This window comes from Mesorhizobium sp. M0018, from assembly GCF_040323955.1.
Classification (GTDB): Bacteria; Pseudomonadota; Alphaproteobacteria; order Rhizobiales; family Rhizobiaceae; genus Mesorhizobium.
This window is the reverse complement of record NZ_JAMYVL010000003.1, coordinates 61,989-80,656: the sequence shown is the minus strand read 5'-3', so window position 1 is coordinate 80,656 and position 18,668 is coordinate 61,989. Positions and strand designations below refer to the sequence as shown.

The window sequence follows — 18,668 nt, the reverse complement described above, 5'->3', positions numbered from 1 at the left end:
ACCGGAGGTTGCAGATCTAGGCCGGCTGATTTTCGCAAATATAGACGGGATTTTTCGAGAGATCGCTGCCGCTTTAGGGGAACCTCCGCCTCCCCCCGAAGATCGTCCAGCGCCGCCTCCCGGAGAATAATCTCCACCATGCAGCTTCAGCGCTGCGCTGGCGGGGGCCCGCTGCCTCCGGCAGCTCCCCCGCTTTCGAAGCCTGCCATCGATTCACTGGATCGATGGCTTGGCGCGCTGTGCGCGCCAACCGGCTTCTCAATCCCCCATCTTCAGCGCCTGGATAAACGCCTCCTGCGGGATGTCCACTTTCCCAAACTGCCGCATCCGCTTCTTGCCCTCTTTCTGCTTGTCGAGCAGCTTGCGCTTGCGCGAGACGTCGCCGCCGTAGCATTTGGCGGTGACGTCCTTGCGCAGCGCCGAGATGGTCTCGCGGGCGATGACCTTGCCGCCGATCGCCGCCTGGATCGGGATCTTGAACAGATGATGCGGGATCAGCTCCTTCAGCTTCTCGCACATCTGGCGGCCGCGCTTTTCCGCCGCCGTCCGGTGGACCAGCATCGACAGCGCATCGACCGGCTCTTCGTTGACCAGGATCGACATCTTGACCAGGTCGCCTTCCTTGTAGTCGGTGAGGTGATAGTCGAAGGAGGCGTAGCCCTTGGAGATCGACTTCAGCCGGTCGTAGAAGTCGAAGACCACCTCGTTGAGCGGCAGATCGTAGATCAGCATGGCGCGCTTGCCGACATAGGACAGGTCGGCCTGGATGCCGCGCCGGTCCTGGCAGAGCTTCAGGATGCCGCCGAGATAGTCGTCGGGGGTGAGGATGGTGGCGCGGATCCACGGCTCCTCGATGGCCGCAATCTTGACGACGTCGGGCATGTCGGCCGGGTTGTGCAGTTCCTTGACCGAGCCGTCGTTCAAAAGCAGGCGGTAGACGACGCTAGGCGCGGTGGCGATGAGGTCGAGATTGAACTCGCGCTCCAGCCGCTCCTGGATGATTTCGAGATGCAGCAGGCCGAGGAAGCCGCAGCGATAGCCGAAGCCGAGTGCCGCGCTGGTTTCCATTTCAAACGAAAAGGACGCGTCATTGAGGCGCAGCTTGCCGACAGCGGCGCGCAGATCCTCGAAATCGGCGGCGTCGACCGGGAACAGGCCGCAGAACACCACCGGCTGTGCCGGCTTGAAGCCGGGCAGGGCCTGTGCCGTCGGCCGCTTGTCCTCGGTGATGGTGTCGCCGACGCGGGTGTCGGCAACCTCCTTGATCGAGCCGGTGAAGAAACCGAACTCGCCGGGGCCGAGCTCGTCGACATTGATGCGGGCCGGCGTAAAGACGCCGGTGCGCTCGACCAGGTACCTGGCGCCGGTACCCATCATGCGGATGGTCTGGCCCTTCTTCAAGACGCCGTCGATGATGCGGACCAGCACGATGACGCCGAGATAGGCGTCGTACCAGCTGTCGACCAGCATCGCCTTCAGCGGGGCCGCGATGTCGCCCTCGCGCGGCGGCGGCAGATCGTTGACGATCGCTTCCAGCACGTCGGGGATGCCAAGCCCGGTCTTGGCCGAGATCAGCACGGCGTTGGAGGCGTCGATGCCGATCACCTCCTCGACCTGTTCGCGGATGCGCTCGGGCTCGGCGGCGGGCAGGTCGACCTTGTTCAGCACCACGACGATCTCGTGGTTGTTGTCGATGGCCTGATAGACATTGGCCAGCGTCTGCGCCTCGACTCCCTGCGAGGCGTCGACGACGAGCAGCGAACCTTCGCAGGCGGCGAGCGAGCGCGACACTTCATAGGCGAAGTCGACATGGCCGGGCGTGTCGATCAGGTTGAGGACATAATCCTGTCCATTGTTGGCGCGGTATTTCAGCCGCACCGTCTGCGCCTTGATGGTGATGCCGCGCTCGCGCTCGATGTCCATCGAGTCCAGCACCTGCTCCTTCATGTCGCGCAGCTCCAGCCCGCCGGTCGACTGGATCAGCCGGTCGGCAAGCGTGGATTTGCCATGGTCGATATGGGCAACGATGGAGAAGTTGCGGATGTTCTTGATCGGCGTGGTCATGCGGCGCGCTTTAGCAGGGGCACGCTACATCGGCAAGCGGCGGGACGCGGGTGCGGCGGCGGGGCGGCAAAGTCGTTAAACTTTGATCCATGAGATTAGAGCATAGTTTGCGCCCGGCGTGATAACCCACCGGTCTATCGCCGTTTCGGGGGATCGGAATGCCGCTGTCAGCACGCAAACTTCTCAGATCGGTGAGCGGCTCGTTCGCGCCATTGCTCGCCATCTTGCTTATCCCGATGGTTGCCGCATTGGGTTTTTCCACCGACTATACCTCCGCGGTTTCAACCAGGGCATCGATGCAGAACGCCCTCGATGCAGCGTCGCTGTCGATCACGACGCTTGCGACGACCACGACGTTGGCGGACCGCCAGGTAAGCCTGCAGGACTCATATCTGGCCAATGGCGGGCAAGGCACGGCCAAGCTCGACAGCTTCGTCGTCGCCACCGACGGCGCCGCCAGCATCAAGGCTTCGGCCGGCTTTGCCATGCCGACGAATTTCATGCAGATCGCCAGGATCAACACGGTGCAGGTCGGCGTTGCGTCGGCAGTGACAAAGCGGCCGGCATTGGTGGAGGCCACGTTCAAGGTCGACAAGATCTCTGGCTGGTGGGACAAGACGGTGACGCTCTACGGCACCAAATTCGGGGACACGGTGGCCAACAAGCTGATGAGGATCTCCTACGCGTACAACAGGTTTGGCGATCCCAAAGGCTACGGGACGTCCTCTGTTTACACGATCAACGGAACGACGGAGACGCTGGTCCAGAAACAAGTATGCACGACCGTCACGGTGACCAGCTTCTATGGCTTGCCCACCGGCACAATCACTCAGATCAGCGGCACCAGGAAATACGCAACCACCTGCGTCAACACGATGTATCCCGCGACCGGCGCCGGTGCGGTGATCGACGTGAAGGACATGGATAACCTGTCTCTGGAGATGAAGATTCCGAATCCCAATCCTGGTCTTGGCGGCGGCTATCTGGCGTCGGGCACGAAAGACACCCTGCGATCGGACGATCCGGCCACGTCCGACCGATTGTTCATCGACAAGGTCAAGACGCTGGCCAATACGACTGTCGACATCTTTGAGGCCGTGCCGTGCGGCATCACCAGCAGTCAAGCGTGGGAAGATGGCGGATCACTTACCAACAACACCATAGATGATGCCGATTTTTCCTATTTTGTGACCGGCAAGTGCGCGTTCAACAAGCGGCCTTCGGAAACCGTGCTCACACAATAGGGGCGACTTGAGTGCCGATCTCCCCCTTGTGGTCCTCAAGGGGGGAGATCGGACATCGCCTCGGCTTTCGCTAATGCTCTAGGAACTCGGACTTCTCCTCAATCACGAAGCGGTGATGCTGTAACGAAGCGTGCGTCGGCGGCGAAGTGTTGACATGAAACGATGTCTGCGCAGGAGAAATGCGATGCCCGGATCGACAGCGAAACGACGCACAGCCCTGATGGGGCTCGCCGCGGCACTGTTTTCCGCGACTGTGCTGTCGGCAACCAGCGCGGCCGCCGGACAGACGCTGACGGTCGTAGAGCTGTTCACCAGCCAGGGCTGCTCGTCCTGTCCGCCGGCCAACGCCAATCTGATCAAGGTCAAGGACCGGCCCGGCGTGCTGGCGCTGTCCTTCAACGTCACCTACTGGGACTATCTCGGCTGGAAGGACACATTCGGCAAAGAAGAATTCACGCAGCGCCAGGTCCGCTATGAACCGTCGCTCGGCCGTTCCGGCCCGTTCACGCCGCAAGTGGTGGTCAACGGCAGGGCCGATGCGGTCGGCGCCAGGCCGGGCGAGATCGAGCAGCTGATTTCGAGCGGCGGCCACGGTGACGGACCTTCGCTGTCGCTCGCCGGCGGAAAGGTCAGCATCGGCGCCGGTCCGGTGCCCGGCGGCAAGGCCGACGTCTGGCTGGTGCGTTACGGCAAGGGCATCGTCGACGTGCCGGTGGCGCGCGGCGAAAACACCGGCCGCACGCTGCCGCACGCCAACGTCGTGCATTCGCTGACCAGGCTGGGCAGTTGGACCGGCGACGCCACCGCACTGCCGCTGCCGGCGGCGACGGGCGGCCTCAGCACAGCGGTGCTGGTGCAGGTGCCGGGCGGCGGGCCGATCCTTGCTGCCGCTACGAACTAGAAACCCTGCCGAAATTTTCACAACGCGCAGCGGCGCCGCCGCATGCGATCAACCCTGCCAGAACCCTAGGAGATCATCATGACCAATCGTTTGACCAATCGCCCGACCCTGGCGGCACTCGCCTTCGCACTTTGCTCGACGGCGCTGTTCGCAGGAGGCGCGGCGCGGGCCGAAGATGCGATGAAGCCGGCGATGGCGACAAACGCCATGAAGCCGGCAACGGATGCCATGAAGCCGGCCGGCGCCATGGCCGCTGACGCGATGGCCACGACCGCGATGAGGGCGGGCGATCCGATGAAGGCCGACTGCATGAACAAGGCCGCCGCCGAGACGGACGCCATGAAGAAAGCCGAAGCGACCAAGGCCTGCGATGCCATGGCTCCGACCAAATAGGCGATGCGCACAGCAATGTGAGAGCCCGGCGGACCTATCCGTCGTATAATCCAAACCAGCATCATGGGAGATCAGACATGACCGGAGCCGTGAAACGATCGTCGATTTTCGCAAAAGCAGCACTTGCCGCGCTCATCCTCACGGCCGCCGCGGCCGTATTCTGGCAGACGCCGGCAGTCTCGGCCGAAGACGCGGTGGTGATCCCGCCGCCGGCAATGGACGAGAAGGCCACCGCCGGCACCGAAAAGGCGGTCTTCGCCGGCGGCTGCTTCTGGGGTGTGCAAGGCGTGTTCCAGCACATCAAGGGCGTCACCAGCGCCGTTTCCGGCTATGCCGGCGGCGACCAGGACACGGCCGTTTATGAAATGGTCGGCACCAGCCGGACGGGCCATGCCGAATCCGTCGAGATCACCTACGAGCCGTCCAAGGTGACCTACGGCCAGCTGCTGCAGGTATATTTCTCGGTCGCGCACAACCCGACGCAACTGAACTACCAGGGCCCGGACAGCGGCACCCAGTACCGTTCGACGATCTTTGCCGAAAACGACGCACAGAAAAAGATCGCCGAAAGCTACATCGCCCAGCTCGACAAGGCCAAGGTGTTTCCCAAGCCGATCGTGACGACGCTGGAGACCGGCAAGACCTTCTATCCGGCCGAGGACTATCACCAGGACTTTCTGACGCTCAACCCGACCTATCCCTATATCGTCTACAATGATCTGCCCAAGGTCGAGAATCTGAAGCGGCTGTTCCCCAACCTCTACAGCGAAAAGCCGGTGCTGGTGCTGGCCGCCAACAAGAGCTGAGCTTTTGCGGGGGGCCTGCTGATCTCCCCTCTTGAGGGGGAGATGGCCGGCAGGCCAGAGGGGGTCGGTTCGGTTGGCGCGACGCGGTCCGGCATATCGAGGAAGACGAAGTTGGCACTCCACGCGCGGCGACCCCCTCTGTCGCTTTCAGCGACATCTCCCCCTCAAGAGGGGAGATCAGCAGGCCCCGCGCTTCGCACTACTCCCCCTTTTTCCAGGGCAGGCTCCAGCGCACCTTCTCCAGCGTCGCCTTTGCCTCGGCCGAGTCCGGGTCGGGTTCTGTCTCGCGATAATGCGCCGAGCCCTCAGGCGGGTAGGCAAGTGTGTTGTTGAGGGCGAATTTGTCGATCTGGCTGAAGTCGGGGAAAGGCAGGTTTTGCGCCTCGCGCCAAGCGCTGACCCTTTTCTCCGCGGCGATGCGTTTTTCGTCGTCGACCGGAAGGTCGGTGGCTCTGTATTCCAGTGACGAAGGGAAGGCGAACTGCGCGCCGGCATCATCCATGATGTTGATCATGGACAACAGGATGTCCTCGCGTATGGCTTGAAAATCGGCCACGTCGGCGGTTTTGACATAAGTGAACACGTCGATATCGAGCGAATAGGCGCCGAAGCCGGCAAAGCGCACGCGGCACGGCTCATCGATGACGCGCGGATGGGCAATCAGCAGCTTGCGCAGCTCGGCCAGGACGTAACGTAGCTGATCGGGCGTCGTTTCGTAGCGCAGCTGCAGCGTCGTTGCGAACCTGGTGCGGTCGCGATGCGCGTAGTTCTCGATCTGCATGCCGGCGAAATCCGAGTTCGGCACCGAGATGATCGTGCGGTCGAGCGACCGGATGCGGGTGGAGCGCATGCCGATATGCTCGATCGTCCCGGACTGGTCGCCAAACTTGCAGAAGTCGCCGACGCTGACCGGCCGATCGGCATAGAGCGTCAGGCCGGAGAGGAAGTTCTGCAGCGTCGGCTGCGCGGCCAGCGCCACCGCCAAACCGCCGATGCCGAGACCGGCAATGACGCCTTCGTAGGGGATGGCGAGCACTTCGGCCAGCAGCAGGAAGGCGACGACCAGCACGGCGACGCGCGCCACGCCGGTGGACAGCGAAATCAGCGTGTCGTGATAGCCGGGCACCTGCCACAGTCCACGGTAATGGTCGGCGACCTTGCCGATCAGGTGCCAGACCACCGGCACGGCGCCAATCACGACCAGGCTCCAGGCGATTGCCTTGACCGGGGCGGCGACCACTTGCGGCAGACCGAGCGGGCGCAGCGTCAACAGCAGGAAGAAGCCAAGCACGATCGAGCGCACCGCCCATTCGACGATGCGGAAGAAGGCAGGGCTGTCCGTCCTTCGCACAAACAAGGAAATCAGCGCATTGGCGATGAAACCGAAGACGATGCCGGCCAGTGCGGCAAGGCCGAGCATCGACCATTGCCAGCGCTCCATCGGGCCGGCGCGGGTGAGCAGGCCGGGGCTGATCTCGCGGGCGAGGCCACGGGCGATGAAGAACGGGTCGGTGCTGGCGAAGGCGGCGAATTCCGGCGCCACCGGCATGTCTTCGACATCGGCGTAGAGCGCGCGGATGTGGGCGAGCGTCTCGGGCGTGAACTGCCAGATCTTGCCCTTCTCAGTCTCGACCGGGCCGATGACGATGTTGCCGGCGGGATGCTCGAAATAGACGAGGGGGTGTTGCTCTTCGGATCGTCGGGGATCTCCTGCCAATAGACGTAGCCGATGCGGTCGATGACCTTTTTGAGATAGCGCTCGAGCAGGAACGCCTCGTCGCCACGCACCGCCTGACTGTAGTTGCGCAGGTCGAGCGCCGCCTGGGCCGGGTCGCCGGCTTCGGTGAGGCCGCTCAACAGTACCTTGAACGTGTCGCGCGGCGAGGCGAGCCTGCTCGGATCGTCGACCATGTCGACGGCTTCGCCACGCGCTTCCTGGAATTCGGCCAGCTTTGCCTGGAGCTGGCCAAGTGGCGGCCCGACGATGAACCAGTCGCCATTCTTGCGGCGAAAAGTGACGGCGAAGGAGACCCTGGTGCCGTATTGCGGCAGCGTCGCCGTCACCTCGTCTCCGGAAATCGCATCATGCGGCAGGCTCCACAGGCGGAACGTCGCGTTGTCGATGACGGTGAACAGAAGCTTGGTGTAATCGGGCATGTTGAGGCCGCCGCGGTCGGCCTCGGTGACGTCGACGAGACCCGCTGCCAGACCGGCAAGACCCATGCCGCCGCCGGCGGCGCGCGGCACATTGTCGGCGCCGCTCTCGTTCATCGTCTGCAGGAACGAGCGCATGGTGCTCATCGGGCTCGACTGGTCGACACGGACGTCCTCGACGGCGCTGACGCGCACACCTGTCCACCATTCGGCGGTGGCGGCATCGAAGCGGCCCATGAAGCTGCCGCCGTCAGGCGATTGGACGAAGGTGAAGGCGCCTTGGCGGTCGCCTTCGAACCAGTGGCCGACAAGCTTGTCGCCTTCGGCCTTGGCCTCGATACGGCCGTTATAAAGCGGGTACACGCCCTTTACGTCAGTGCCGGTCTGCTCGAACTTGATCTGGGCGCCGCCGCCGCGCCACTTCGTGTCCCACACGCCCGTCCAGTTGGCCGCGTCCTGGGCATGCGCCTGCGGCATGGCCGGCAGCAGGCCGGCAAGCGCGAGTGCGCCGATCAGCGCGACCGTCCGGATCAGCAAAAGCAGCAGCCGATCCTGTCCTGCCGCAAAAAAGGGGTTCATTCTGTTGCCCTTCTTCTTGCCGGCGATTCTGCTGGTCCGGCCAGAGAAGGTTATTCCGCTTGAAGATGAATATTCTGTTTCAGGCTGCGACTGCTATGCCGGTCAGTCATAGGTCAGATCCGTCGCCTTGCCGGCGAACACCCGGTAGGCAAAGAACGAATAGAAGATGATGATCGGCAGCACGACGACCGTCCCGACCAGGATGACGGCCAGGCTTTCGGGTGCCGAAGCAGCCTGCCAGATGGTCAGCCGGTCGGGCACCACGAAGGGGTAGAACGACCAGGCGAGGCCGGCAAAGCCGAGCGTGAAGATCGCGGCCAATGTCAGGAACGGGAGCAGCGCGTGGCGGTCGCCGGGTTTCGGCAGATGGAAGGTCTGGCGCCACAGCCACAGGAACAGCACTGCCGACAGGATCGGCAGCGGCGACAAATAGAGCATGGCCGGCCAGACGAACCATTTGTCGAAGATGCGCGCGCTGGCAAAGGGCGTGGCCAGCGATACCGCGACCATGCCGAGCGCGGTCAGCACCAGCGCCGTCCGCAGCCACAGCACCGCCTTCTTCTGCAGATCGCCTTCGGTCTTATAGATGACCCAGGCCGCTCCCATCGCCGCGTAGGCCGCGGCAAGGCAGAGCGCCACCAGCGCGCCGAAAGCGACGCCGCCAGGGCCGACGTCGAGGCCGAGCACATAGACGCCGAGCATATAACCTTGCGCCAGCGACGCGACGACCGAGCCGAGGAAAAAGATGCGGTTCCAGCGGTGCTTCCTGCCGGCCGGCACCTTGGCGCGGAAATCGAAGGCGACGCCGCGCAGGATCAAGCCGACCAGCAGCACGAAGACCGGAATGTAGAGCGCCGTCAGAATGGTGCCATGCGCCAATGGAAAGGCGACCAGCAGCAGGCCGACCGCCAGCACCAGCCAGGTCTCGTTAGCGTCCCAGAACGGGCCGATGGCGGCGATCATCGTATCCTGTTCGGTGTCTTCGGCTGCGGCGAACAGGATGCCGATGCCGAGATCGAAGCCGTCGAGGATGACGTAGATCAGGATAGCGAGGCCCATCAGCCCGGCGAAGATCAGAGGCAGCAGGGTCGGCCAGTCGACGCTCATGATGTTTCTCCTGGTTGCGCAACCGGCTGCGACAGCGGCCTGTTCATGACGCCCGGCAGCGGCGAGGTGTCACCATCCTTCGCCGCCTTCAATGCCAGATGCACCAACACGCCGAGATAGGCGATCAAGAGCAGCACGTAGAGGATGAGATAGACCGCGAGCGACAGCGCGACATGGCTGCCGGCGACCGGCCCGACAGCATCGGCGGTACGCAGCACGCCGGTGACCAGCCAGGGCTGGCGGCCGATCTCGGTGGTGTACCAGCCGGCCAGCGTCGCCAGCCAGCCGGACAGCGCCATCGGCACCATGACGAGCGCCAGCGGCTTGGGCAGGCCGTGGCGGCGCTTGAGGAAGAAGGCCGCCGACCAGGAGACGGCGAGCATCAGGAGGCCGGTGCCGACCATGATGCGAAAGCCCCAGAACACCGGAAATACCGGCGGATGGTTGCCGGCATAATCGTTCAGACCCGGCACGATGCCGCTGGCGCTGTGCCTGAGGATGAGGCTGGCGCCGTCGGGAATGGTGAGCTCGAACCTGTTCTCCTTGGCCGCTTCATCGGGAAGAGCAAACAGCACCAACGGCACGTTGGGACCGGTGTTCCAGTTGGCTTCCATGGCGGCGATCTTCTGCGGCTGGTGTTCCAGCGTGTTGAGGCCGTGCTGGTCGCCGGCAAAGATCTGGATGGGAATCAGGATAGCGGCGGTGAAGACGCCGGTGCGCAAGGCCTTCCACATCGATTCCGAGCGATCGCCGTAGAGATAGCGCAGCGCCGACAGGCCGGCGATCAGGAATGAGACGGTCAGCCCCGAAGCAAGCAGCATATGGACGAGCCGGTAGGGCATGGACGGATTGAAGACAACGGCCCACCAGTCGGTGGCGTGCGCAACACCATCGCGCATCTCGAAACCGGCCGGTGTCTGCATCCACGAATTGAGCGCGATGATCCAGAAGGCGGACAAGGTGGTGCCGCCGGCCACCAGCACCGTCGCCAGCGTATGGACACGGTTCGAGACGCGGCGGAAGCCGAACAGCATGATGCCGAGGAACGCCGCCTCGAGGAAGAAGGCGGTCAGGATTTCGTAGGCCAGCAGCGGGCCGGCAATGTTGCCGACCGTCTCCATATAGCCCGGCCAGTTGGTGCCGAACTGAAAACTCATGGTGACGCCGGAAACTACGCCCATGGCGAAGGACAGCGCGAATACCTTAACCCAGGTGAAATAAGCGCGCATCCAGGCGGAATCGTTTGTCGCGTTGTAGCGGAGCTTGAAGAACAGCAGCACCCAGCCGAGCGCGATGGTGATCGCCGGGAACAGGATGTGGAACGAGATGTTCGCGCCGAACTGTATGCGCGACAGGATGAGCGGGTCCATGGCGGCTCCGGCTGCTGCTTGTTTGTTGAAGGATAGGCTTGATGCACCGGACGGTCAAAGCGGCGTCCCGCCGCGAGGCGGAACGCCGCAGTGCGGTTAGTCTGCTGTTGCGTGGAATTTGGCTGGACGACCGGGCAGGTGTTGCCTATTCCGGCGAACCTCGATGTCCAGAACTGTCAGAAGCGCCATTGACATCCGGATTTGCGAACCGACATTCAGCGGATTAAACCAACAACTCTGTTTCAAGCAGTCGTTTTCAGCCATGCAGCCTATCATCTCGATTTCCGGGGTCTCCAAGACCTACGCCACCGGCTTCAAGGCGCTGAAGGAGATCAATCTCGACATCGTGCGCGGCGAGATCTTTGCGCTGCTCGGGCCGAATGGCGCCGGCAAGACAACGCTGATCTCGATCGTCTGCGGCATCGTCAACCGCTCGTCGGGTTCCGTCACCGTCGACGGCCATGACATCAACCGCGACTACCGCGCCGCGCGCAGTCTGATCGGGCTGGTGCCGCAGGAACTGACCATCGACGCCTTCGAGAGCGTGTGGGCGACGGTTAACTACAGCCGCGGCCTGTTCGGCAAGCCGGCGGACAAGGCGTTCGTCGAAAAGGTGCTGCGCGACCTGTCGCTCTGGGACAAGAAGGACGCCAAGGCGATCACGCTGTCCGGCGGCATGAAGCGCCGGCTGATGATTGCCAAGGCGCTGTCGCACGAACCGCGCATCCTGTTCCTCGACGAACCGACGGCAGGCGTCGACGTCGAGCTGCGCCAGGACATGTGGGCGATGGTGCGCCGGCTGCGCGAAGACGGCGTCACCATCATCCTGACCACGCATTACATCGAAGAAGCCGAGGCGATGGCCGACCGCGTCGGCGTCATCAACCGCGGCGAGATCGTGCTGGTGGAGGACAAGGCCGAGCTGATGCGCAAGCTTGGCCGCAAACGGCTTGTGCTGGAACTGCGCAGTCCCCTGGCCACCGTTCCCGATGCTTTTTCGCACTACGCGCTGGAGCTTTCGCCGGATGGCGGACAGCTGACCTATACTTATGACAACCAGAGCGAACGGCCGGGCGTCGCCTCGCTGATCCGCGAGCTCGAGGCGGCCGGCATCCAGTTCCGCGACATCGATACGGAAAACAGCTCGCTCGAGGAGATCTTCGTCAACCTGGTGAGGAAACCGGCATGAACCCGCGCGCGGCCATGAATCTTCATGCGGTATGGGCGATCTATCGGGTGGAGATGGCGCGCGCCCTTCGCACTGTGCTGCAGAGCATCGTTTCGCCGGTGATTTCGACGTCGCTCTATTTCGTCGTCTTCGGTTCGGCCATCGGCTCGCGCATCACCGAGATCGACGGCATCAGCTACGGCGCCTTCATCGTACCGGGGCTGATCATGCTGTCGCTGCTGACGCAATCGATCTCCAACGCCTCTTTCGCCATCTATTTTCCGAAATTCGTCGGCTCGATCTACGAATTGCTGTCCGCGCCGGTGTCCTATCTGGAGATCGTCATCGCCTATGTCGGGGGCGCGGCGACAAAGTCGATCGTGCTTGGCCTGATCATCCTGGCGACGGCCTCGCTGTTCGTGCCGCTGACGATCGAGCATCCGTTCTGGATGCTCGCCTTCCTGGTGCTGACGGCGGTGACCTTCAGCCTGTTCGGCTTTATCATCGGCATCTGGGCGAAGAGCTTCGAGCAGCTGCAGCTAGTGCCGCTGCTGATCATCACGCCGCTGACCTTCCTCGGCGGCAGCTTCTATTCGATCAACATGCTGCCCGGCATCTGGCGCACGGTGACGCTGTTCAACCCGGTGGTCTACCTGGTCAGTGGGTTCCGCTGGAGCTTCTACGGCAAGTCCGACGTTTCGGTCGGCGTCAGCCTCGGCATGACGGTGGTCTTCCTGCTCATCTGCATAACGATCGTCGCCTGGATCTTCAGGACCGGCTACCGGCTGCGCAACTGATCGAACGGGCCTCGTCCAGGCGAAGCAGCCTGATCGATCGACCTTTCCTTGCCGAAGGCGATAGGCCTGCGCCCGATGCCTGGAGCCCGCGCTTGAATGCCTCGATCTTGCTTTTCATGCATTGTTATATATCATGTTATCGATGTTCATGGGGATGAATTGGCCTATGGAAGACGTCATACGATCGCTTGGCTTTCTGTGCCTGGGCAGCAGGCTGAAGCGTATAGGCGAGCAACTGCAAGCGGAGGCGCAGCGCCTGCTCGACAGGCTGGATGTCCCGGTTCAGGCGAGCCAATACCCGCTGCTGGCCGCGCTCGACAGGCTGGGTCCGCTGTCGGTCGGGGAACTGGCGCAATCCCTTGGCATCGCGCAGCCAGGCGTAACGCGAAGCGTCTCGCTTCTGGCCGAATTGGGACTGCTCGAAGTCAGTCCGTCGACCGATGACCAGCGGCGCAGGATCGTCTCGCTTACTCGGGACGGCCGGCGGCTGGTCGATGTCGCAAAGCGCGACGTCTGGCCTTGCATCGAGAACGTGGTCGCGGATTTGTGCGCAGGTTTTTCGGGGCCGCTTCTTGAGCAGCTGGCTGCCATCGAGGACGGCCTCGCCGCTGCCCCTCTCGACCGTCGTGTAAATAAGCCTGAGGGTGCCGCGCAATGAGACATCTGCTCGACCGCCCTATCTGGAGCGGGCTTCAGACGCGACATCGGGCCTTCGCGGAGGGTGACAACCTCGCCATGCGATATCGGCCGTCGATCGTCCCTTTCGCCGCCACTGGCGCGGACGACCCGGAAAGCCTGCGGGCGCTCGAAAAGCTTGTCTCCCCGGGCGAGAGTGTGATCCTGCTTCAAGCGGACGCGATTGCTCTGCCCACGGGGCTTTCCGCGACTTCGACCGCAGCCGGGGTTCAGATGATCGCCGAGCAGCCATTGCAGATCGTCTCCGACCCGCGCGTGCATCGTCTGACCCGAGACGATGCTGCTGAGATGCTCGCCCTGGCATTGCTCACCAAGCCTGGCCCATTCACGCTCGAAGCCTTGAGCCTGGGCGATTTTTGGGGTGTGAAAATCGAGGGCAGGCTCGCGGCAATGGCCGGCGAGCGCATGAAGCAACCTGGCTATACCGAACTCAGCGGGGTGTGCTCACATCCGGAATTTCGCGGCGGTGGCCTAGGAAAGCTGCTGTCCCTATTCGTGGCAAACCGGATAGTTGCGCGCGGCGAAGTTCCCTATCTCCACGCCTATGCCAGCAACGCCGCGGCCATAGCGTTATACGAGTCCATCGGCTTCAGGTTGCGAAGCACAATGAATGTGGCCGTGGTTCAGCGCACCGAATGATTAGTCGGCGCATGATGCGCAGCATGGATGCATCCGGTATCGGAAGGAAGGATTTCGTACCGCCGAAATCCTTCCTTGAGACTGCAAGACCTTGCTGCGTGTCAGACCGCGATCTTGCCGCCGCCTTGCCTGGTGATGGCAACGACCGCCGGGCGCACCGGCATGTCCGGCTTGAAGTCGGGCCAGCGCGTCGACAAATCCTCATAGTAGGACGGACGGCCGAAAGCCTCCCAGTCCTCGCCGCCGTCGCCCGGATGCTGGACGGCAACGAAGGCGGTCTGGTCGTCCGGCGCAAACAGGGGACCGCACATTTCGGCGCCGATCGGCACGCGGAAGAACAGCTTTGATGTCGCCCGTGCCGTCCCCTCCGTATCGACAGCCCACAGACCGTCGGTGCGGCCGGTGGCTTTCGGGCCTTGGCCGTCGGTGGCGACCCAGAGGCGGCCAGCCGAATCTACCGTGCAATTGTCCGGCATGCCGAACCAGCCATTGGCGGTGGTTGCGGTCGAGAAGGTGGCGCCGACGTCGGCCACAGCGGGATCGCCGCATTTCAGCAGGATTTCCCACCTGCCCTTTGTCGCGGTGAAATCACCGCCGTCCTCGACGATCTCGATGATGTGGCCAAAGGCATTTTCGGCACGCGGGTTGGCAGCGTCGACCTGGTCGGCCTTGCGCTTCGAATTGTTGGTCAGCATGACATAGACCTTGCCGTTGGCGGCATTGGGCTGGATGTCTTCCGGGCGGTCCATCTTGGTGGCGCCGAGCAGGTCGGCGGCGCGGCGCGTCTCGATCAGCACGTCGGCCTGGCTGGCAAAGCCGTTCTCCGCCGTCAGCGGCCCTTGGCCGAAGACGATCGGCAGCCATTCGACCGAACCGTCGTCGGCAAACTTGGCGACATGCAAGGTGCCGTCGTCCAGCAAATCCATGTTGGCGGCGCGGTTGTCCGGATCGAACTTGCCTGTGGTGACGAACTTATAGACATAGTCGAAGCGCTCGTCGTCGCCGAGATAGAAGACGACACGGCCATCCTGGGCGACGATCGATTCGGCGCCCTCATGCTTGAAGCGGCCCATGGCGGTGCGCTTCCTCGGCACCGAAGTCGGATCCTGGACGTCGACCTCGACGATCCAGCCGAAGCGGTTCGGCTCGTTAGGCTCCTTGCCGATGTCGAAACGGTCGTAATGCGCTGCCCATTCATAGGCACCTCCGGGAATGCCGAGGCGCTTGTAATTGGCCGCCTCCTTGTGGCCCTGCGGCAGCTCGCCCGAGAAATAGCCGTGGATGTTCTCCTCGGCCATGACATAGGTGCCCCACGGCGTGACGCCGCCGGCGCAATTGTTGATGGTGCCGATGACCTTCGTGCCGGTCGGATCGGCGCTGGTCTTGACGCGGTCGTGGCCGGCGACCGGGCCGGAGAGCGCGATCTCGGTGTTGGAGGTGATGCGGCGGTTGAGCTTGCCGTCGCGAACGACCTGCCATTTGCCTGATACCTTGCGTATCTCGACGATAGTGCCGCCATGCGCGGCCATCTCGACATCGACTTGCTCCTTGCTGAGGGGCGCCTGCTTGGCTTTGCCATCGACGATGGTGACGAGGCCCGGAAACATCAGGTGCGGATTGGTGTATTCGTGATTGACGACCAGCAGGCCGTGCTCGGCCGAGCCGTCGATCGGGATATAACCGACATAGTCGTTGTTGTAGCCGAATTGTCTGGCTTGGGCTTCCGCCGACTGTTTTGTCGGATCGAATCCCGGCGAATCGGCGAACAGCGGATCGCCCCAGCGCAGCAGCACGTCGGCGTCATAGCCAGGTGCGACGTGATGCTTGTCGTCGATGCCGGCCTCGAGCTCGTCGAAAGCGAAGGCGGAGCCTTCGGCGGCGCGGGCGTTGTCGGAGGTGATCAGCGCCAGCGGGCTGACGGTAGCGGCTATGGCCGAGACGGCAAGCGAACCCTTGAGGAAGCCGCGGCGTGAGAACCGCGCGGCGATGATCTCACCCATGGTGCGGTTGCCGGTGGGATTGGCTCCTGGCCCATCGTTTTCCTCGAGCAGGCTGGTGCGGAAATGGGCGTCAGGGGTGCGATGTTCGGTCATAGGGCCTGCCTCTGGCTGGATGGATTGCTGGAGCGTGTTGCCTGGCCAATCCGGTATTACCGGCAGGTCACAGTTTGATGACATGCCGGCTAAATTGCCACCTGCGATTTCGTATCCAACATCGGCCCCGCTTGACCGCGACCGGCGCTTCGGAAACAAGAGCTGCGGCAGGCGGTAGGGACCGCATCGGGAGGAACAAAAGTGAGTTTCTGGGGACTTGGGCAGCTCTGCGTCTCGACGGTGATCTTCCTGCTGGCGGCGATGGCCGCAAAACAGTGGGGGCTGGCGCCGAGCCTCGGCAAGATCGTGCTGACGTTGGCGCTCTACTCGCTGGGCAATCTGATCATGCTGAGGCTGATCCGTGAATTCGGCATGTCGGTGTCGTTCAGCCTGTCGGCGGTGATCCAGCTGGTGTCGGTGAATGTGGTGGCGCTGGTCTTCTTCGGCGAGCGCGTCAATGCCTTGCAGGCAACCGGCATCGTGCTTGCCATCGCAGCTGTGGCGCTGATCACGCTCGGGCCCTATCTGCAAAGGCTGTAACTGCGATCGGGCCGATGAAGAAGATTGCAAGCAGACTGCCCAACTGGCTGGAGTTCCCGGTTCTGCTGGCCGGGCTGGTCATTGCCGGCGGGCTGTGGGGGTTCGAGGAGCTGATGGAGCTGGCGCGGGCCACCACGCCGCATGCCTTCGACACCGAAATCCTGCTTGCCTTCCGCAAGGCCGGCCAGCCCGACAATCCGATCGGACCGGCGTGGCTGGAAGGAGCGATGCGCGACATCACCAGCCTCGGCAGCGCCAGCGTACTGCTGCTGATCACGGCAGCAATGATCGTCTATCTGCTTCTTATCCGCAGGCCAGGCGCGGCGCTTCTCATGTTCGTCGCGGTAGCGGGCGGCCAGCTCCTGTCAAGCGTGCTGAAATTCGACATCGACCGGCCGCGCCCCGATCTGGTCTCGCATCTCGCCGATGTGGCATCGCTTTCGTTTCCGAGCGGCCACGCCATGCTGTCGGCGGTGACGTATTTGACGCTGGGCAGCATGGCGGCGCGGGTTTTGCCCGGGCGCACAACGAAGATCTATGTACTCGGGCTGGCGGTGCTGACGACGGTGGTGGTCGGCATCAGCCGCATCTATCTCGGCGTCCACTGGCCGTCCGACGTATTGGCCGGCTGGTGCGCCGGCTTTGCCTGGGCGATGCTGTGCTGGCTTGCGGCACGGTTCCTGCAGCGATGGCTTGGGCGGGCCGACGGCACCTGACTCAAATCAGCCTGTTGATCAGGCCATGACCGCAGCCTGCCAGCAGGAAAACCATCGACAGCAAGGCTGTCGAGGTCGCCAACGCTTTGAATATCTTCACCCGCTCATCCTTTTGAAGTCGTGCCTGTGCAATCGGGATCGCAGTGGATGTCCCGCCAAACGATGCCGAGGTTTGTAGCATGACAGCGCATCGGCTGGCAAAGAGTGCTGCATGTTTGGAGGCAGACCATCAATCCTTGGTACAGGAAGACGTCGCCGACCACGCCAGCGCAGGAACTTCATCCTCGACTGTTCGGCGGTGCCGATCTTCGATTCGACGGCAGCCAATGTCATCGGGGGCGCGGCCCACAAGCGAGCCGCGCCGGCGTTCGCTTCATTATATCAGGCGCTTCAGCCCAGGATACGCCGCATGCTGATCAACCACGGCGTCAAGCGGCCGCTGGTGACTTACGCGCCTCGACCACGGATGCGCGGGCGCAGCTGAGGAGAGCCGCGCCCGTCGCCTGAGCTGGCAACGCCGGCTTAGTCGAGGCCTAACGCTGAGACCTCGCCCTCGTTCATCAGCGGCACGAAGATTGTCGACCTGCCGTCGGTGCCGATGTCGGCGCTGCCCGGCTTGAACGTCGCAACCGCTTGCGGCGTGCCGCCGGCTTTGTAGCGGTAGAGCGTGCCGGTCATATACGCGGTGGCGTAGATGCTGCCGCCGATGGCAACGACGCCATCGAGGTTGGCAAACTTTTCCGCGCCAGCCAGTGGCGAAACGGCCTTGGTAGCAAGATCGACCGAGAGCAGGCCGCCCGGCTCCGCGGTGCTGAAGTCGGGCTTGATGCCCTTGCCCCAGGAAGCGACGATCAGCCGGCCGCCATCGGCGAAGATGCCATTCGGCGAAGCAAGCGCCGCATCCCTGACGAACAGTTCGGGCCGGTCGCGGTCGATGCGATAGATCGTATCGGCAAGCATATCCGTGACGTAGACATTGCCGGATGCATCAGCGGTCATGTCGTTGAGAAAGACCGCGTTCGGCACGTCGATCGTCGATGTTAGCTTGCCGCTTGCGAGGTCGACGACGCGCACATGGGTGAGGTCGGCGACGTAGAGTTTGCCGCCGACAATCGCCATGCCCTTGGGCGCGTCCATGCCGTCGGTCCAGTGTTGCGTGACGAGCTTGCCGTCCATCGACAGGATCGACAGATAGCCGTTGCCGTCGGCTTCGCCGGGATTGCCGACGATGTTCGAGACGATAACGCGCTGGCCGGCGGCGTCGAACAGCGCCGATTCAGGCTGCTCGAGGCCGCCGGTGCGCCACAGTTCAGCGGCCTGAACTGCCGGCGCGGCGGCGATGCCGACCAGGGCGAGAAGTATCGAGGTGAAGAGGCTCTTCATGGCTAGTCTCCTGTAATG

17 protein-coding genes and 1 pseudogene are annotated in these 18,668 nt (G+C 63.2%); 11 read left to right on the top strand and 7 right to left on the bottom strand.

What is annotated here, in order from left to right; genetic code table 11:
* Nucleotides 1-258: 258 nt before the first annotated feature.
* The gene (gene lepA, locus NKJ81_RS04925; protein WP_352539818.1) at nt 259-2,064 is read right to left on the bottom strand and encodes a translation elongation factor 4; all 1,806 of its coding nucleotides are present in this window, start codon (nt 2,062-2,064) and stop codon (nt 259-261) included.
* A 158-nt stretch (nt 2,065-2,222) separates the two neighbouring features.
* On the opposite strand from lepA, the gene NKJ81_RS04920 reads away from it, so the two are divergent.
* The 4 genes from NKJ81_RS04920 (at nt 2,223) to msrA (ending at nt 5,408) form a co-directional block, all read left to right on the top strand.
* Nucleotides 2,223-3,308 (top strand): TadE/TadG family type IV pilus assembly protein, encoded by a 1,086-nt coding sequence (locus NKJ81_RS04920; RefSeq protein WP_352539817.1) that lies wholly within the window; start codon nt 2,223-2,225, stop codon nt 3,306-3,308.
* A gap of 184 nt (nt 3,309-3,492) precedes the next feature.
* Complete coding sequence (locus NKJ81_RS04915) at nt 3,493-4,209, top strand: DUF1223 domain-containing protein (RefSeq protein WP_502904271.1); 717 nt, start codon at nt 3,493-3,495, stop codon at nt 4,207-4,209.
* Nucleotides 4,210-4,287: 78 nt separating this feature from the next.
* On the top strand, nt 4,288-4,602 hold the full coding sequence (locus NKJ81_RS04910; protein ID WP_352472837.1) for a hypothetical protein: 315 nt from the start codon (nt 4,288-4,290) through the stop codon (nt 4,600-4,602).
* Nucleotides 4,603-4,679: 77 nt separating this feature from the next.
* Nucleotides 4,680-5,408, top strand: coding sequence for a peptide-methionine (S)-S-oxide reductase MsrA (msrA, locus tag NKJ81_RS04905; protein WP_352539816.1), 729 nt, complete (start codon nt 4,680-4,682; stop codon nt 5,406-5,408).
* A 199-nt stretch (nt 5,409-5,607) separates the two neighbouring features.
* Here the strand turns inward: msrA and NKJ81_RS04900 are convergent, their stop codons facing one another.
* The 4 genes from NKJ81_RS04900 to NKJ81_RS04885 form a co-directional block, all read right to left on the bottom strand.
* On the bottom strand, nt 5,608-6,828 hold the full coding sequence (locus NKJ81_RS04900; RefSeq protein WP_352540025.1) for a mechanosensitive ion channel family protein: 1,221 nt from the start codon (nt 6,826-6,828) through the stop codon (nt 5,608-5,610).
* Nucleotides 6,771-8,141 (bottom strand): hypothetical protein, encoded by a 1,371-nt coding sequence (locus tag NKJ81_RS04895; protein WP_352539815.1) that lies wholly within the window; start codon nt 8,139-8,141, stop codon nt 6,771-6,773. The genes NKJ81_RS04900 and NKJ81_RS04895 overlap by 58 nt, the downstream gene beginning before the upstream one ends.
* 102 nt (nt 8,142-8,243) lie before the next feature.
* On the bottom strand, nt 8,244-9,248 hold the full coding sequence (locus NKJ81_RS04890; protein ID WP_352539814.1) for a cytochrome d ubiquinol oxidase subunit II: 1,005 nt from the start codon (nt 9,246-9,248) through the stop codon (nt 8,244-8,246).
* Nucleotides 9,245-10,618 (bottom strand): cytochrome ubiquinol oxidase subunit I, encoded by a 1,374-nt coding sequence (locus tag NKJ81_RS04885; protein WP_352539813.1) that lies wholly within the window; start codon nt 10,616-10,618, stop codon nt 9,245-9,247. Before NKJ81_RS04885 ends, NKJ81_RS04890 begins: the two co-directional genes overlap by 4 nt.
* 262 nt (nt 10,619-10,880) lie before the next feature.
* On the opposite strand from NKJ81_RS04885, the gene NKJ81_RS04880 reads away from it, so the two are divergent.
* From NKJ81_RS04880 to NKJ81_RS04865, 4 genes are all read left to right on the top strand, one after another.
* Entirely contained in the window at nt 10,881-11,807 is a 927-nt protein-coding gene (locus NKJ81_RS04880; RefSeq protein ID WP_352539812.1) for an ABC transporter ATP-binding protein, read from the top strand.
* Between the two features lie 14 nt (nt 11,808-11,821).
* A complete protein-coding gene (locus NKJ81_RS04875; RefSeq protein ID WP_352472853.1) occupies nt 11,822-12,583 on the top strand; it encodes an ABC transporter permease in 762 nt (253 codons plus the stop codon).
* 166 nt (nt 12,584-12,749) lie between these two features.
* A complete protein-coding gene (locus NKJ81_RS04870) occupies nt 12,750-13,241 on the top strand; it encodes a MarR family winged helix-turn-helix transcriptional regulator (protein WP_352539811.1) in 492 nt (163 codons plus the stop codon).
* Complete coding sequence (locus NKJ81_RS04865) at nt 13,238-13,918, top strand: GNAT family N-acetyltransferase (RefSeq protein WP_352539810.1); 681 nt, start codon at nt 13,238-13,240, stop codon at nt 13,916-13,918. Before NKJ81_RS04870 ends, NKJ81_RS04865 begins: the two co-directional genes overlap by 4 nt.
* A 101-nt stretch (nt 13,919-14,019) precedes the next feature.
* Here NKJ81_RS04865 and NKJ81_RS04860 read toward each other — a convergent pair whose 3' ends face one another.
* A complete protein-coding gene (locus NKJ81_RS04860; protein ID WP_352539809.1) occupies nt 14,020-16,011 on the bottom strand; it encodes a PhoX family protein in 1,992 nt (663 codons plus the stop codon).
* 201 nt (nt 16,012-16,212) lie between these two features.
* On the opposite strand from NKJ81_RS04860, the gene NKJ81_RS04855 reads away from it, so the two are divergent.
* The 3 genes and pseudogenes from NKJ81_RS04855 to NKJ81_RS32620 all read left to right on the top strand — a co-directional run.
* Nucleotides 16,213-16,551: a hypothetical protein gene (locus tag NKJ81_RS04855; protein ID WP_023679017.1), complete on the top strand. Its 339-nt coding sequence runs from the start codon at nt 16,213-16,215 to the stop codon at nt 16,549-16,551.
* A 14-nt stretch (nt 16,552-16,565) separates the two neighbouring features.
* The gene (locus tag NKJ81_RS04850; RefSeq protein ID WP_352451848.1) at nt 16,566-17,267 is read left to right on the top strand and encodes a phosphatase PAP2 family protein; all 702 of its coding nucleotides are present in this window, start codon (nt 16,566-16,568) and stop codon (nt 17,265-17,267) included.
* A 259-nt stretch (nt 17,268-17,526) separates the two neighbouring features.
* A pseudogene (locus tag NKJ81_RS32620) lies at nt 17,527-17,774 on the top strand (sodium-independent anion transporter); the annotation flags it as partial.
* Between the two features lie 15 nt (nt 17,775-17,789).
* On the opposite strand, the gene NKJ81_RS04845 reads toward NKJ81_RS32620, so the two are convergent.
* Nucleotides 17,790-18,650: an SMP-30/gluconolactonase/LRE family protein gene (locus NKJ81_RS04845; protein ID WP_352539808.1), complete on the bottom strand. Its 861-nt coding sequence runs from the start codon at nt 18,648-18,650 to the stop codon at nt 17,790-17,792.
* Between the last annotated feature and the right edge of the window lie 18 nt (nt 18,651-18,668).

Bases quoted from the DNA above. Each gene is read 5' to 3' on its own strand.
- NKJ81_RS04845 (WP_352539808.1), bottom strand. From the start codon at position 18,650: ATGAAGAGCCTCTTCACCTCGATACTTCTCGCCCTGGTCGGCATCGCC.
- NKJ81_RS04900 (WP_352540025.1), bottom strand. From the start codon at position 6,828: ATGCTCGGCCTTGCCGCACTGGCCGGCATCGTCTTCGGTTTCATCGCC.
- NKJ81_RS04920 (WP_352539817.1), top strand. From the start codon at position 2,223: ATGCCGCTGTCAGCACGCAAACTTCTCAGATCGGTGAGCGGCTCGTTC.
- NKJ81_RS04915 (WP_502904271.1), top strand. From the start codon at position 3,493: ATGCCCGGATCGACAGCGAAACGACGCACAGCCCTGATGGGGCTCGCC.
- NKJ81_RS04890 (WP_352539814.1), bottom strand. From the start codon at position 9,248: ATGAGCGTCGACTGGCCGACCCTGCTGCCTCTGATCTTCGCCGGGCTG.
- NKJ81_RS04850 (WP_352451848.1), top strand. From the start codon at position 16,566: ATGAAGAAGATTGCAAGCAGACTGCCCAACTGGCTGGAGTTCCCGGTT.
- NKJ81_RS04895 (WP_352539815.1), bottom strand. From the start codon at position 8,141: ATGAACCCCTTTTTTGCGGCAGGACAGGATCGGCTGCTGCTTTTGCTG.
- msrA (WP_352539816.1), top strand. From the start codon at position 4,680: ATGACCGGAGCCGTGAAACGATCGTCGATTTTCGCAAAAGCAGCACTT.
- NKJ81_RS04910 (WP_352472837.1), top strand. From the start codon at position 4,288: ATGACCAATCGTTTGACCAATCGCCCGACCCTGGCGGCACTCGCCTTC.
- NKJ81_RS04865 (WP_352539810.1), top strand. From the start codon at position 13,238: ATGAGACATCTGCTCGACCGCCCTATCTGGAGCGGGCTTCAGACGCGA.
- NKJ81_RS04860 (WP_352539809.1), bottom strand. From the start codon at position 16,011: ATGACCGAACATCGCACCCCTGACGCCCATTTCCGCACCAGCCTGCTC.
- NKJ81_RS04875 (WP_352472853.1), top strand. From the start codon at position 11,822: ATGAATCTTCATGCGGTATGGGCGATCTATCGGGTGGAGATGGCGCGC.
- NKJ81_RS04870 (WP_352539811.1), top strand. From the start codon at position 12,750: ATGGAAGACGTCATACGATCGCTTGGCTTTCTGTGCCTGGGCAGCAGG.
- lepA (WP_352539818.1), bottom strand. From the start codon at position 2,064: ATGACCACGCCGATCAAGAACATCCGCAACTTCTCCATCGTTGCCCAT.
- NKJ81_RS04885 (WP_352539813.1), bottom strand. From the start codon at position 10,618: ATGGACCCGCTCATCCTGTCGCGCATACAGTTCGGCGCGAACATCTCG.
- NKJ81_RS04880 (WP_352539812.1), top strand. From the start codon at position 10,881: ATGCAGCCTATCATCTCGATTTCCGGGGTCTCCAAGACCTACGCCACC.